General features: G+C 63.0%; 15 protein-coding genes. 4 read left to right on the forward strand and 11 right to left on the reverse strand.

Annotated features, from left to right (window positions below; all coding sequences use genetic code 11):
* Positions 1-37: 37 nt before the first annotated feature.
* The 3 genes from LB519_RS09675 to aroC form a co-directional block, all read right to left on the reverse strand.
* The gene (locus LB519_RS09675; protein ID WP_224619694.1) at positions 38-580 is read right to left on the reverse strand and encodes a GNAT family N-acetyltransferase; all 543 of its coding nucleotides are present in this window, start codon (positions 578-580) and stop codon (positions 38-40) included.
* 33 nt (positions 581-613) lie between these two features.
* On the reverse strand, positions 614-1,714 hold the full coding sequence (ribB, locus tag LB519_RS09680) for a 3,4-dihydroxy-2-butanone-4-phosphate synthase (protein ID WP_013532799.1): 1,101 nt from the start codon (positions 1,712-1,714) through the stop codon (positions 614-616).
* Between the two features lie 111 nt (positions 1,715-1,825).
* On the reverse strand, positions 1,826-2,935 hold the full coding sequence (gene aroC, locus LB519_RS09685; protein ID WP_013532800.1) for a chorismate synthase: 1,110 nt from the start codon (positions 2,933-2,935) through the stop codon (positions 1,826-1,828).
* Positions 2,936-3,114: 179 nt separating this feature from the next.
* Between aroC and LB519_RS09690 the strand changes: the two genes are divergently transcribed.
* Complete coding sequence (locus LB519_RS09690) at positions 3,115-3,375, forward strand: DUF1344 domain-containing protein (protein ID WP_013532801.1); 261 nt, start codon at positions 3,115-3,117, stop codon at positions 3,373-3,375.
* 169 nt (positions 3,376-3,544) lie between these two features.
* Here LB519_RS09690 and LB519_RS09695 read toward each other — a convergent pair whose 3' ends face one another.
* From LB519_RS09695 to LB519_RS09710, 4 genes are all read right to left on the reverse strand, one after another.
* On the reverse strand, positions 3,545-4,132 hold the full coding sequence (locus LB519_RS09695; RefSeq protein ID WP_013532802.1) for a histidine phosphatase family protein: 588 nt from the start codon (positions 4,130-4,132) through the stop codon (positions 3,545-3,547).
* A gap of 43 nt (positions 4,133-4,175) precedes the next feature.
* Positions 4,176-4,994: an enoyl-ACP reductase FabI gene (fabI, locus tag LB519_RS09700; protein ID WP_013532803.1), complete on the reverse strand. Its 819-nt coding sequence runs from the start codon at positions 4,992-4,994 to the stop codon at positions 4,176-4,178.
* Between the two features lie 106 nt (positions 4,995-5,100).
* Positions 5,101-6,030, reverse strand: a complete 930-nt coding sequence (locus LB519_RS09705; protein ID WP_024503598.1) for a DnaJ C-terminal domain-containing protein — start codon at positions 6,028-6,030, stop codon at positions 5,101-5,103.
* A gap of 100 nt (positions 6,031-6,130) precedes the next feature.
* Positions 6,131-6,592: an RT0821/Lpp0805 family surface protein gene (locus LB519_RS09710; protein WP_013532805.1), complete on the reverse strand. Its 462-nt coding sequence runs from the start codon at positions 6,590-6,592 to the stop codon at positions 6,131-6,133.
* Between the two features lie 72 nt (positions 6,593-6,664).
* On the opposite strand from LB519_RS09710, the gene pdxH reads away from it, so the two are divergent.
* A complete protein-coding gene (pdxH, locus tag LB519_RS09715; protein WP_013532806.1) occupies positions 6,665-7,282 on the forward strand; it encodes a pyridoxamine 5'-phosphate oxidase in 618 nt (205 codons plus the stop codon).
* Positions 7,283-7,291: 9 nt separating this feature from the next.
* On the opposite strand, the gene LB519_RS09720 is transcribed toward pdxH, so the two are convergent.
* Both LB519_RS09720 and LB519_RS09725 read right to left on the reverse strand, forming a co-directional pair.
* Positions 7,292-8,044, reverse strand: coding sequence for a crotonase/enoyl-CoA hydratase family protein (locus tag LB519_RS09720; RefSeq protein WP_224619696.1), 753 nt, complete (start codon positions 8,042-8,044; stop codon positions 7,292-7,294).
* Between the two features lie 19 nt (positions 8,045-8,063).
* On the reverse strand, positions 8,064-9,833 hold the full coding sequence (locus LB519_RS09725) for an acyl-CoA dehydrogenase (protein ID WP_064995128.1): 1,770 nt from the start codon (positions 9,831-9,833) through the stop codon (positions 8,064-8,066).
* Positions 9,834-10,081: 248 nt separating this feature from the next.
* Here LB519_RS09725 and LB519_RS09730 point away from each other — a divergent pair, with 248 nt between their 5' ends.
* The gene (locus tag LB519_RS09730) at positions 10,082-10,300 is read left to right on the forward strand and encodes a hypothetical protein (RefSeq protein WP_013532811.1); all 219 of its coding nucleotides are present in this window, start codon (positions 10,082-10,084) and stop codon (positions 10,298-10,300) included.
* A 243-nt stretch (positions 10,301-10,543) separates the two neighbouring features.
* Positions 10,544-11,653: a glycoside hydrolase family 25 protein gene (locus LB519_RS09735; protein ID WP_032809930.1), complete on the forward strand. Its 1,110-nt coding sequence runs from the start codon at positions 10,544-10,546 to the stop codon at positions 11,651-11,653.
* Between the two features lie 13 nt (positions 11,654-11,666).
* Here LB519_RS09735 and purD read toward each other — a convergent pair whose 3' ends face one another.
* Together purD and LB519_RS09745 are read right to left on the reverse strand one after the other, a co-directional pair.
* On the reverse strand, positions 11,667-12,944 hold the full coding sequence (purD, locus tag LB519_RS09740) for a phosphoribosylamine--glycine ligase (RefSeq protein ID WP_224619697.1): 1,278 nt from the start codon (positions 12,942-12,944) through the stop codon (positions 11,667-11,669).
* Between the two features lie 277 nt (positions 12,945-13,221).
* On the reverse strand, positions 13,222-14,037 hold the full coding sequence (locus tag LB519_RS09745) for a phytanoyl-CoA dioxygenase family protein (RefSeq protein ID WP_224619700.1): 816 nt from the start codon (positions 14,035-14,037) through the stop codon (positions 13,222-13,224).
* Between the last annotated feature and the right edge of the window lie 35 nt (positions 14,038-14,072).

The following is a 14,072-nucleotide window of genomic DNA, read 5'->3' on the forward strand; positions in this document are numbered from 1 at the left end:
CCCCCCCCCCCCCCCCCCCCCCCCCCCCCCCGCCGCTCTAGGCGGCCGGGCCTGAAATATTGACTCTTCTTGGGTGCGCCAATGCCAAAACTATCGTTGGCGCCCCGTGCAGCATCACCTCTTTTTCGAAGACGAAGCCACATTTCTCCAGCACCCGTCGCGAAGCCGGATTGGAGGGGCGGACGAGGCCGACAACCCGATCGGCACGCAAGGGGCCGAACGCGGTGCGCAGTGCTTCCGTCACCAATTCCGTGGCATAGCCATGTCCCCAGCTCGCCGGATGAAGATGATAGGACAGGTTCAGACCGTCGAAATCCGCCGATACCGTGACGCCGCCGAAGCCGACCAGCTTTTCATCCGCCTCGACCGCCCAGCGGCCAAAGCCGTGCTTGTCCCAATGACCGATGTCGCGCGTCAGCCGCGCGGCGCTCTGCTGGGCTGTATCCGGGACAGGGTCCGGACGATGCGCAACAAGCTCCCGGCGCGAAAAGAGGTCGATCAGGAAATCCAGATCAGCCTCTTCTGGGCGGCGCAGCAAAAGCCGCTCGCTGCGTTGGCTGGAAGGCAGAGACGCATTCATCCGTCTTCTCCGGCAACCGGATCGGCGGGAGGCTCAGAGGATCTCCGTCTTGGCGATGTGGATGCCAAAACCTTCGAGGCCGACATAGTGGCGTTCGCGCGAGGCGATCAGGTTGATCGAGGAGATGCCGAGATCCTTGAGTATCTGGGCGCCTAGCCCGATCTCGCGCCACTCGTTTTCGCGGCGGCGCGCCTCTTCGTGATCCTCGCGGTCGCCGCTTGCCGGCCGCTTGCGCTCCTGATGCGCAACGCCGACGGAGCCTTCTCTGAGATAGACGATGACACCGCGCCTGCGCTCGCCCATTGTCTTCATGATGGCGTCGAGCCGGTGGCTGGTGCCGAAGACATCGGTCACCACATCCTCGGAATGCAGACGCACCGGCACGTCCTCGCCGTCACGAATGTCGCCGAAGACGATGGCGACGTGATGCATGGAGTCCCACGGCAGCGTGTAGGTGAAGACCTGTGCCTTGCCGCCGAGCGTGTCGATTTCCGAGCAGGCGACGCGTTCGACCAGCGTTTCCTTGCGCTGCCGGTAGGCGATGAGGTCGGCGACCGAAACCTGCTTGAGGCCATGCTCCTCGGCGAAAGCCTGCACCTGCGGACCGCGCTTGACGGTGCCGTCATCATTGACCAGCTCGGAAATGACACCGACCGGCGGCAGGCCGGCGAGCTTGCACAGATCGACCGCTGCTTCGGTATGGCCTGAGCGCATCAGCACGCCGCCTTCGCGCGCAATCAGCGGAAAGATGTGGCCGGGCCGGACGAAATCCGAGCCACCGACATTGCCGTTGGCAAGATTGCGAACGGTCAAAGTGCGATCTTCGGCCGAGATGCCGGTCGTGGTGCCATGCTTGAAATCGACGCTGACGGTGAAAGCGGTGGTGTGGGCGGAATCGTTGTCGGCGACCATGGGGGCAAGGTTCAGCCGCTTGGCTTCTTCGCGCGGCATCGGCGTACAGACGATGCCGGAGGTGTGGCGTACGATGAACGCCATCTTTTCGGGCGTGCAGTGGACAGCGGCGACGATCAGGTCGCCCTCGTTCTCGCGCCCGTCATCATCCATGACGACGACGATCTCGCCGCGTTCGAAAGCACGCAGGGCTTCGACGATTTTCTTCTGGTCGTAAGGCATAAGTGCTCGCTTTGCTCGCAGGGGAATAAGGGAGTAGGGCAGTAAGGGAGTAGGGAAAAGCAAAAAGATTTGGCCGGCCGGGCTAAGAGCGCAACATATTCCCCTATTCCCCTATTCCCCTATTCCCCTCCCCGTCTGTCCCCGATGCCGCAGATAATGATCGGCGATCGCACAGGCAACCATTGCCTCGCCGATCGGCACGGCACGGATGCCGACGCATGGATCGTGGCGGCCCTTGGTCATGATCTCGACGTCCTTGCCGTCCTTATCGATCGACTTTCGCGGGGTCAGGATCGACGAGGTCGGCTTGACGGCGAAACGGGCGACGATTGCCTGGCCGGTCGAGATGCCGCCGAGGATGCCGCCGGCATTGTTGGACAGGAACACCGGCTTGCCGTCATTGCCGATGCGCATCTCGTCGGCATTCTGCTCGCCGGTGATGCGGGCGGCCTCGAAGCCGTTGCCGATCTCGACGCCCTTGACCGCGTTGATCGACATCAGGCCGGAGGCGATGTCCTGGTCGAGCTTGGCATAGATCGGCGCGCCGAGGCCCGGTGGAACGCCGTCGGCGACGATCTCGATCACCGCACCGACCGAGGAGCCCGCCTTGCGGATGCCGTCGAGATACTGCGTGAAGACAGGAACGGAAGCCGGATCGGGGGTGAAGAACGGATTTTCCGCATCGCCGATGAAATTCCAGTTCCAGTTGGCGCGATCGATGGATTTCTCGCCCATCGACACCAGCGCACCGCGCACCACCACGCCGGGCACCACCTTGCGCGCCAAGGCACCGGCCGCCACTCTGGCTGCCGTCTCGCGGGCCGAGGAGCGGCCGCCGCCACGATAATCGCGCACCCCGTATTTGACGTCATAGGTGTAGTCGGCATGGCCGGGCCGGTACTGGCGGGCGATCTCGCCATAATCCTTTGAACGCTGGTCGACATTCTCGATCAGCATCGACACCGGCGTGCCGGTGGTGATCATCGTCTCGCCGTCCTCGTCGAGGATGAAACCTGACAGCACCTTCACTTCATCTGGTTCGCGACGCTGCGTCACGAAACGTGACTGTCCCGGCCGGCGCTTGTCGAGTTCGGCCTGGATCTCGTCGCGCGTAAAGCGGATGCCGGGCGGACAGCCGTCGACCACGCAGCCGAGCGACGGGCCATGGCTTTCGCCCCAGGTGGTAACGCGGAAAAGGTGGCCGAACGTGTTGTGAGACATGAAATGACCCTGCCCGGCATCGGAGCCGGCTGAAGATTGCGTTCTATTGGCGTTTTTCACAGGGGTCAAACTGTGATCTGGCGGATTTAGTTTTGACACATTCGGTTGGTTTCTGCTCTGCTCCATCCGCTGTTGAACAGCCCGCCGCCATGCCGGTGCAATGATAAAGAGGAACGATTATGCGTACCCTGATTAGCGCCGTTGCCGCCACGCTGCTGCTTTCCACCGCCGCTTTCGCCGGCCAGACCGAAGGCCTGATCAAGAAGATCGACAAGGACACGGCGACGCTGACGCTGGATGACGGCAAGTCCTACAAGCTGAACGCAGAGACCGATCTCGACGCGCTGAAGCCGGGCATGGACATCGTCATCGCCTACGATGTGACCAATGGCGAAAACGTCATCACCGACATGGAACTGCCGGACAGCTCAGCCAACTAGAGCTTCCAACCTCAATTGAATGCAGCGTTTGCGGTTCAGCTTTCGCCGAGCCGCCTGCGAAATGGCCTAGAGCGTGTCGCGTCTGAACGGATTTCAGGCGACCCGCTTTAGGTCTTTGTTTTATGTATGTCGTTCTCCCAAAACCGGGGCCACTTTTGGGCGACATGCATTAAAGCCACTCCAGACTCTTGCCTTCGAGCTTGAGCAGGCGATCCTGCGGTATTTCCAGGTTCGCTGCCTCGTCCTCGGCCAATCCCAGAACGAAACGAAACAAGGTGCGCATGACGCCGCCATGGGTCACGCATATCGTCTGGCGTTCGATCGCGTCGAAGCATGGCCTCACCCGTTCGAGCAGCATCTGATAGCTCTCGGCGCCTTCGCCGGGCGGCTGGAAGTTCCACTTGTCCAGAGCACGCGTCCCGCTTGCTCCGGGATACCGCGTCTCCAGCTCGGGAAAGGTAAATCCCTGCCAATCGCCGAAATTGACTTCGACGAGGCGCGGATCGGTTCGATAGGCATCCGGATCCAGCTTCATCGCGGCGCGAATACGCTGCATCGTTTCGCGCGTCCGTTTCATCGGACTGGCGACGAAGTCGAATTCCCAGGGATCTGGAACCAACGCAGCTAGCCGAAGCCCGTTGCCGGTCGCCTGTTCGCGGCCAAGAGCATTGAGATCGGTGTCAGCCTGCCCCTGAAGCCGCATTTCGGCGTTCCACGCGGTCTGGCCGTGGCGCGCGATATAAACCAGCGGGTACATCAGGTCTTCCGGTGCGGATCGGGACGGACGACGGTTGGGGGTGCTAGTCCTTGACCGTCGAAATATCAGGCGCGTCGACCGCCTTCATGCCGACGACGTGGTAGCCCGAATCGACGTGGTGCACTTCACCCGTGACGCCGCGCGACAGATCGGACAGGAAATAGACGCCGGAATCGCCGACTTCCTCCTGCGTCACCGTCTGCTTCAGCGGCGAATTGTACTCGTTCCACTTCAGGATGTAGCGGAAATCGCCGATGCCGGAAGCGGCAAGGGTCTTGATCGGGCCGGCCGAAATGGCGTTGACGCGGATCTTCTTGGCGCCGAGATCGACCGCCAGGTAGCGCACGCTGGCCTCGAGCGCCGCCTTGGCGACACCCATGACGTTGTAGTGCGGCATCACCTTTTCGGCGCCGTAGTAGGTCAGCGTCAGCAGTGAGCCGCCATCGGTCATCAGCGCCTCGGCGCGCTTGGCGATGGTGGTGAAGGAATAGACCGAAATGTCCATTGTGCGCAGGAAATTGTCGCGTGAAGTCTCGACATAGCGGCCGGTCAGCTCATCCTTGTCGGAGAAGGCAATGGCGTGGACGAGGAAATCAAGCTTGCCCCAATGTTTGGCGACATTGGCGAAAACCTCATCCAGGCTCGCCGGATCGGTGACGTCGCAATGGCCGGCGACAAAGGCGCCTAGCTCCGCCGCCAGCGGCTCGACACGCTTCTTGAACGCCTCGCCCTGATAGGTCAGCGCTATCTCGGCGCCATGATCGACGCAGGCCTTGGCGATGCCATAAGCGATCGACCTATTGTTGGCGACGCCAAGAATGAGGCCGCGCTTGCCGGCCATTAGGCCCTGTCCACCCGCCATGTGAGCGCTCTCCGCAAGATTTCAGCTTTGTGGGTTGCCCTATCGCACAGGCACAGAGCCCCTTCAAGCGCTCAAAACGGACAGTTCAGGGGACAAAAGCCGCCGATCAGCCTTTTTGGCTGCGCAACAGCGCTTCGAGTGCGCTGTCGCCGCCTTCCGGCAGCATGATACGCACATGAGCGTAGAGATCGCCGTGACCGCCGGCCTTTTCCGGCAGGCCTCTGCCCTTCAGCCGCAGGACCTTGTCGGAGCTCGACCAGGCCGGAATGTTGACCGCGAGCCTGCCGGTCGGCGTCTCGACAGGCACCTTGGCGCCGAGCACGGCATCCGCCAGTGCCACCGGCAGATCGGCGTGCAGGTCGCGGCCTTCGATGCGGTAGCGTGGATGCCGGCGCAGATGGATCTTGACCAGCGCGTCGCCTGGCTGGCCCGGCCCCTGCTCGCCTTGGCCCTTGAGGCGGATGGTCTGGCCATCCTCGACATAGGCCGGCAGCTTGACCGCCACCTTGCGGCCGTCGGGGAACATCGCCGTCACCTTTTCAGCGGTCGCCGCTTCCTCGATGGTGACGTCGAGCGTCACGTTCAGATCGGCAGCGGTCGCCTGCTGGCGGCGATCGCCCATGCCGGGACCGCGAGCGCCAGAAAAAGTGTCGCCAAAAATCTGGCTGAAGATGTCGCTGTTGCCGTCGAACGGATCGCCACCGGGTCGACCGGAGCGGAATTCGAACCGCGAGCCGCCCGGACCTTGCTGCCGGCGAAAGCCGCCAAACGGATCGCCGCCACCGGCAGCGCCCTCAAAGCCCTGGAATCGCGGCTTGCCGTCGGCGTCGATCTCGCCGCGATCGAAAGCGGCGCGATTCTTTTCGTCACCGACGATCTCGTAGGCCTGGTTGGCTGCGGCAAAACGGTCCTTCGCCTTTGGATCATTCGGATTCTGGTCCGGATGATGCTTTTTGGCGAGTTTCCGGTACGCCGACTTTATGTCTTTGGCCGATGCGTTCCTGGCAACGCCCAGCACCTCATAGGGGTCGCGCATGCTTACTGCCCTGGAGAAGAGTTGAGTCTCTGGTTGCCTCTTATATGCGCTCCCATAGGAAGAAATTCCAGTGCTGGAGCCGCATATCAGACGCGGAAAATCAGAGCGCCTTGAAGTCCTGCATGCGCCAGCCGCCGGCGCTGGCCAGGCACAGTTCGCCTTCGAACATGGCAACGCCGTCAAAGCTTTCGCGCGAGGCCTTGAAGCGGCGGCAGGTCTGGCCGTTGTCCTTCAATTCCGCCAGATCGGTGATGGAACCGCGCGAGCCGGTACCGGCATTGGCCCATGGGACGGCCTGCCCGCCGAGTTGCTCGATGTCGGCCGAGGAGACTGCATTGCCGATCGTCGTCTGGTCGGAGTCGCGATCCAGACTGGCCGGCGCGGCCGAGGCCGATGTGCTGCTGGTCAGGATCGAGCGGTCGACTTCGGCTTTTTCCAGGCTGAAGCCGCCGGCGCCACAAGCGGCAAGCGGCAAGGCGACCGCCACGATCGCGGCTTTCGCGCTGGCCGAAGCGATAACGCTCCATTGCCTGCTGTCAAAAGCTTGCGCGATAAGCGACAATCGGCAGCCTCCCCCTTGCTTCGTTAAGAATCTTGGCTTTGTAAGAATCTTCGTGACAATTTGAGAAAAACTATGAGTGACACTGAGTTAACAAGCGGTGACTTTACCGAGGCTGCCGAGCCGTTTCGCCTGTTTGCCGCATGGCTGGACGACGCCACGAAAAGCGAGCCGAACGACCCCAACGGCGTGGCCCTGGCGACCGTCGATACCGACGGCATGCCGGATGTGCGCATGGTTTTGCTCAAGGGGTTCGATGAAAGCGGGTTTGTCTTCTACACGAATTTCGAGAGCGCCAAGGGCCAGGAGATTCTTGGCAGCATGAAGGCGGCGATGTGTTTCCATTGGAAATCACTGCGCCGCCAGGTACGCATTCGCGGACCGGTGGAGATCGTCAGCGACGCCGAAGCCGACGCCTACTATGCGACACGGCCGCGCGGCAGCCGCATCGGCGCATGGGCCTCGAAACAATCGCGGCCGCTGGAAAGCCGCTTTGCGCTGGAGAAGGCAGTGGCCGAATACACGGCACGCTACCCGATCGGCGAGATCCCGCGGCCAAAGCACTGGTCCGGCTTCCGAATCGTGCCCACGACAATCGAGTTCTGGCACGACAGGCCGTTCCGCCTGCACGACCGGCTCGTCTTCAGCCGCAACGCGAAAGGCGCCTGGGACAAGACGAGGCTTTATCCCTGAAGAAGAGGCTCAGGCCTTCTTTCTCGTCATGAACGCGGTGAGCGCGGCGCGCGCCTCATCGGACTTCAGGCGCTCGCGAAAATGCTCGCTTTCCTCGCCGATGCGGGCGACGAGGTCGTCGCGCGAGCCGCGCATCAGGTCGCGCGCGATCTTCAACGCCTGCGGCGGCTTGGCCGCGATCTGGCCGGCGGCCGCCAGCACCGAGGCCTCCAGTGCTGCTTCCTCGACCACCTCGTAGATCAGGCCGGCGGCCTTCGCCCGTTCAGCCGAAAAGCCTTCGCCGAGGCCAAGCAGCGCGAAGGCACCCTGCTGCCCGAGGATGCGCGGCGCCAGGAGGCTCGATCCTGCCTCAGACACCAGGCCAAGGTCGACGAAAGGTGTCCTGAACACGGTGCGTGGCGTGGCGAAGGTCAGGTCGCAATGCAGGTTGAGCGTCGTGCCGATGCCGACCGCGATGCCGTCGACGCCGGAGACCATGGGTTTCTCAACCTTGGCCAGCGCCATCAGGAAGTCCCAGACTTCGGTGCCGCCGTCACCGCCGGTGGCGATGACCATGAAGTCGGCAAGGTCGTTGCCTGAGGAGAAGGCGCCGGGCACGCCGAGAAAGACATGGACGCGGATCGCAGGATCGGCGTCGCCTTCGGCCAGGGTTTTTGACATTTTCGCATACATGGCGCGCGTCAGCGCGTTCTTCTTGTCCGGCCGGTTCATGCGGATGATCTGGATGGCGCCCTGGCGCTCGACGAGGATATGGTCTGTCACGGTTCTTTCCTTGTGAACGTCAGGCGGAAATCAGCGTTTTTCCGGCAGCGGCGAGGCTTTCGGCGCCATCGATGACGCGCGCCCGCAAAGCGCTGACCTCGCCGAGCAGGTTTTCGGCGAAGAAGCGGCAAAGGGGAATACGGCCTTGATCGGCAAGAGCGCCGCGCGCCAGATAGGCGCCGCCGGCGGCAAGCGAGATCAGCCTGAGATAGGGCGTCGCGCCCGCCAGCGCCTCGTCCGCCCGGCCTTCGGCCGCCAGTTTCTGCAGGAAGCGGGTCGCTTCGCCGAGATCGCCAAGTGCCGCGTCGAGAGCGTCGGCGGTGCGGCCGAAACCCTGCAGGTTCGAGGTCCGCACCGCTGCGGCCATATCAGCCAGTTCAGCGATATAACCATGCACATGGTCGCCGCCGCCGAGCGGCAGCTTGCGCATCACCAGATCGATCGCCTGAATGCCGTTGGTGCCCTCGTAGATCGGTGCGATGCGCGCGTCGCGATAAAAGGCGGCCGCTCCCGTCTCCTCGATGAAGCCCATGCCGCCATGAACCTGGAGGCCAAGTGAGGCAATCTCGACGCCGATATCGGTCGAGAACGCCTTTGCCAGCGGCGTCAGCAGATTGGCGCGGTCGCGCCAGTGGGCCGCCTCGTCACCGGCGGAGACACGGGCCATGTCGATGGCGTGGGCACAGGAATAGCTGATGGCGCGCGCGGTTTGGGTCAGCGCCTTCATGGTCAGCAGGTTACGCTGGACATCGGGGTGATGGACGATCGGCGCCATACCCGTGCCAGTGTAGCTCGCTGCCTTGCCCTGCCGGCGCTCATTGGCATAGGCGATCGCCTTCTGCGTCGCGGCTTCCGCGACCGCTACCCCCTGCATGCCGACACAAAGCCGCGCATTGTTCATCATCGTGAACATGCAGGCGAGGCCCTTGTTCTCCTCGCCGATCAACCAGCCGATAGCGCCGGGCTTGGTGCCCTGGAAACCATCGCCATAGATCATGGTGCAGGTCGGCGAGGCATGGATGCCGAGCTTATGTTCAAGTCCGGAACAAAAGACGTCGTTGCGGGCGCCGAGCGCGCCATCGTCGCCGACCAGGAATTTCGGCACAAGGAACAGCGATATGCCGCGCGTGCCGGAGGGCGCATCGGGCAGCCGCGCCAGCACCAGATGGATGATGTTGTCGGTGAAGTCGTGCTCGCCATAGGTGATGAAGATTTTCTGGCCGAAGATGCGGTAGCTGCCGTCACCCACCGGCTCCGCGCGGGCGCGCAAGGCGGCGAGGTCCGAACCGGCTTGCGGCTCGGTCAGGTTCATCGTGCCCATCCACTCGCCGGAGACGAGCTTTTCGAGATACTTTGCCTTGAGGTCTGTGGAGGCGTGTTTGTCGAGCGCTTCGACAGCGCCCATGGTCAGCGTCGGGCCGATGCCGAAGGCCATCGCGGCGGAGTTCCACATTTCGAGCGCGGCAACGCCAAGCATGGTCGGCAGCGCCTGGCCGCCATATTCCTCAGGCCCGGAGAGCGCATTCCAGCCGCCATCGATCCAGCGGCGATAGAGTTCCTTCCAGCCGGGCGGTGTGGTGACGGCAGCGTCCTTCAGCACGGCACCTTGCCGATCGCCGATCGTGTAGAGCGGTGCGACCTCTTCAGTGGCGAAGCGGCCGGCCTCGCCAAGAACGGCATCGACCAGGTCATCGCCGAGATCGCCGAACCTGCCGGCATCGAGCGCCGATTTCATGCCGGCGACGTGCTTGAGCGTGAAGGCGATATCCTCGACCGGTGCCCTATACATGCCGCCCACTCCTCCTGATTGCATCGGCCTGCCCAACCCTAGAACCGGTGCCGCTGCAAAACCACCCGCCGTATCAGCGGTCTCCCATCTTCTTTTTACGTAAACGTCAAATTTTGTCACGCGGATTTTGCAATCGCGGCGGCGCGTATCACGCGGATTTTGCAATCGCGGCGGCGCGTATTAAGTTCAACCCATGCCGGATCAAGTCGACCGGCGATGCAATCAGAACCAGCCAACCGGAACAGCCCATGCTTGCCAGACCCGACGCCTATCGCTGCATCGAATGCGGCCTGCCCTATCGAGCGGAGGGGTTCTGCTACCATGGCGGCAGACTGGACCACGGGGCCGCCTACTGGTCGGATCGCGGCATATTATGCTCGCCGCAATGCTCACTCGCCCACCACCGCAAACGCGCCGCCGAGGGCACGCTACGGCAAGAGCCGGCTCCGGACCCGTTTGAATTCTAGCAGATGCGTCGCCAGCTTTTCTGAAGTCAGCCCCGAAAGTACTTCCTTAACCATAGCCGTTCAGGATTTGTCTTTGATCAACGGGGATTCCCTGTTTTGAAAAGGACGGCGCGTCTCCTTCGCCGCTTGAAGAGTGTCGTGCCGACGCCCTTCAAGCCATTGTTTCCTCCGCATGTCGTTGCCCCAAAACCGCTGCACACTTTTGGGCGACATGCGCTGGCGCTTCTCGCCTTGGCGGCGACGATGGCGCTGTCCACGGCGGCAAAGGCTTCGGATTTTTCCGAACCCTGGAAGAACGCCGACCGCGCTTTGGTGGTCGATGCCTACGAATACAATTCCATCGGTTGGGCCCAACTCGCCACCGACAAGCGGGTCGTCGGCTTCATCAACAAGGCCTCCGACGGCATGCCGCCGCCCTATTTCTGCCTGGGCAACGACATTGAGGTGAAGCTTTGCAAGGCGCTGTGGAAACGCCATGCGGTGACGCGCGAACTGTTCCAGACGCGCCGGGTGGTGGCCAAGGCACTCGGCCTGAAATGGGGCGCCTATCACCTTGCCCGCCCGGGCAATCCGGTCGAACAGGCCAACAATTTCCTCGATTTCGCCGAGCCTGCGCCCGACGATCTCATGGCTCTCGACATTGAGGGCAATGATCCCTCGCAATGGATGTCGCTCGACGATGCCGAGGAGTTCGTCCGCCAGGTGCATCGGCGCATCGGCCGTTTCCCGGTGCTGTACACCAACGGCAAGACCGCCCAGTACATTGCCGACAACAGCTACCGATACCGGCTCCTGTCGCGGCTGCCGCTCTGGTATGCCCGCTATAAGTCCGACATCGACGTGCATTTTCCGATGGGCAACTGGCAAGGCTACGCACTGTGGCAGTTTTCGGCGCAAGCCAATTGCGGCCGTTTCCGCTGCCCTTACAGGGTTGCCGGCACGCCTAACGACATAGACGTGAATGTCGCGCCGACCGACGCCGCCACGCTGCGCGCGCAATGGCCGTTCGGCGGGCTTATCGACGTGCCGCCGGACTATCTCGCCTCCATACCGCTACCGGTTTCACGCGAGGCCGGCCTCGCCGGCAATGTCACCATCACCTATGCGTCTGTGGCCGCGCCGCCGACTTTCGAGGACATGGTCGCAGCGTTGGGCACACGCTGGTCCCGTTTCCGCGACGGCTTCCGCATGCCGGTCGTGAAGACGGTGCCCCGGAGACCGAGTTTCGGCATTGTACAATATGTCGCCTGGAAGCGGACCGAGCGGCGTTCGCCCGCACAACTCGACGCTGCCTTTGCCGCTGCCGATCCGCTCAGCACCGCTTCCACCGAACTCGATCGCGGCCAGCGGTAAGCCAACGCGGACTTCAGTTTCCCTGTTCGCGCGCCACCGCCTGCCAGCCGATATCGCGGCGGCAGAAACCGTCCGGCCAGTCGATGCGGTCGAGCGCGGCATAGGCTCGTTTCTGCGCCTCGCCGACCGTGGCGCCTGATGCCGTCACGTTGAGGACGCGGCCGCCATTGGCAACCAGCGCGCCGCCATTGATGGCGGTGCCGGCATGGAACACCTGGACGCCGTCGCTTGCCGCGTCTTCGACGCCGCGGATGACCGAGCCCTTTTCCGGCGTGCCGGGATAGCCTCTCGCCGCCATCACCACGGTCAATGCCGCCTCGTCGCGCCAGCGCACCGAAGTATGTGCCAGTTGGCCGTCGGTTGCCGCGTTGAGCAGGACCAGCAGATCATCCTTCAGCCGCATCATCAGCACCTGGCATTCCGGATCGCCGAAGCGGGTGTTGTATTCGATCAGCTTCGGCCCCTTGTCGGTGATCATCAGCCCGGCAAACAGCACGCCGGAGAAAGGCGCGCCCAGTTCGGCCATGCCGCGCATGCTCGGCTCGATGATCTCACGCATGGTGCGCTCGACCAGTTCCGGCGTCATCACCGGTGCCGGCGAATAGGCCCCCATGCCGCCAGTGTTCGGACCGGTGTCGCCGTCGCCGACGCGCTTGTGATCCTGCGCGGTGCCGAAGGGCAGTGCGGTGGTACCGTCGCAGAGGCAGAAGAAGCTCGCCTCCTCGCCGGTCATGAATTCCTCGACCACAACTTCCGCGCCGGCGGCGCCGAAGGAACCATCGAAGCAGGCATCGAGTGCTGCCTGTGCTTCACTGAGCGTCATGGCGACGGTGACGCCCTTGCCGGCAGCGAGCCCGTCGGCCTTGATGACGATCGGCGCCCCGGTCTTTTCGACATAGGCTTTGGCCGAGGCCAGGTCACTGAAACGGCCATAGGCGGCGGTCGGGATGTTGTAGCGGGCGCAGAGGTCCTTGGTGAAACCTTTCGAGCCTTCCAGCTGTGCCGCTGCCTTGGAGGGACCGAAGACGCGGATATTTTCGGCGCGCAGATCGTCGGCAATGCCGGCGACCAGCGGGCCTTCCGGACCGACCACGACGAGGTCGATTTTTTTCTCCCGGCAGAATGCGGTGACCGCGGCGTGATCGGCGATGTCGAGCTTGACCAGTTCGGCCTCGCCGCCAATGCCCGGATTGCCGGGGGCGGCATAAAGCTTCGTCAGCAGCGGCGACGCGGCGATCTTCCAGGCGAGCGCATGTTCGCGGCCGCCGGAGCCCAGAAGAAGAACGTTCATGGCCACCTCTTGATGCCGAATTCTGCTCTGGCGGCCATCTGATGGCGTTTTCTGCGCTTCCCGTTCTACTGCGTGCAGTAGAACTGAGCTCACGGACCAAATGTCCGCTCCGCTACGGTTCTCGAAACCACCACCATATGACTCGCCAGAGCGAATTTCGAAACAGTCTCTTGGAGACCCGCTATTGCTCTCCGGGCGACGGGTCAAGGCATCAGGGTGTTTAGATCGCAATTGCGCACGGGAACGTTATCCCCGCCGCCAATTTTCTGGCGATTCGCTAGGCGGAGAAAACCACCGGAAACCAGTCCTCGCGCAATCTCTGCCCCGGCTGCATGCCATGGCCGTGATAGGGCGGCGAGGTACGGCCCGGCCGCTCGACATAGCGCGCATCGTCACCGACCCAGCGCAGCGACAGCGCCCGGCGCCGCGCCGCGGTCATATTGCCACGCGCGCCATGCGCGGTCCTGAAGTCGAACAGGATGGCGTCGCCCGGCTCCATTTCCCATTCGAGCACCTTCATCGACGGATCCTTGTCGGGATCGGGCACCGGCAGATAGTCGCCCTCGCCGGCATAGAAATTGCTATCGTCGAGCCAGCGCACCGGCAGGATCATCTTGTCCCATTTGTGCGAGCCGGCGATCAGCCGCAGCGTCGCCTCTTTCACCGGGTCGATGGGTATCCAGAAGCTCACCGTCTGCTGGCCATCGACGAAATAGTAGGGGATGTCCTGATGCCAGGGCGTCGGCTTCTGCGTGCCGGGTTCCTTCACCAGCACATGATCATGGAAGAACTGCGCGGTGCGCGACTGCATCACCGCCGCCGCCAGTTCGGCGGCGGGTGAGTCCCGTACCAGGCTGACGAATTCGGGGATGCGCTCCCAGTTGCAGTAGTCATCGAAGAAACTACCGCGACCGTTGGCTATGTCGGATGCGGTGGCGCTGCGGTTCTGCATGTTGCGTTCGATGCCGGCGGCAATCGTGTCGACCCAGCCCTTGAAGGCGCCGCGAATGCAAACAGCGCCGTCACGCTGATAGTCGGCAATCATGGACGCGCCGATCCTGGTGGCGTCGAGGGTGGCAGTCCGGGAAGCCATGGCGTTCTCCTCTTGGAATAAAGCCACTATCGCAA

The sequence above is a fragment of the Mesorhizobium sp. AD1-1 genome, assembly GCF_020164655.1.
In the GTDB taxonomy this organism is placed as follows: Bacteria; Pseudomonadota; Alphaproteobacteria; order Rhizobiales; family Rhizobiaceae; genus Mesorhizobium; species Mesorhizobium ciceri.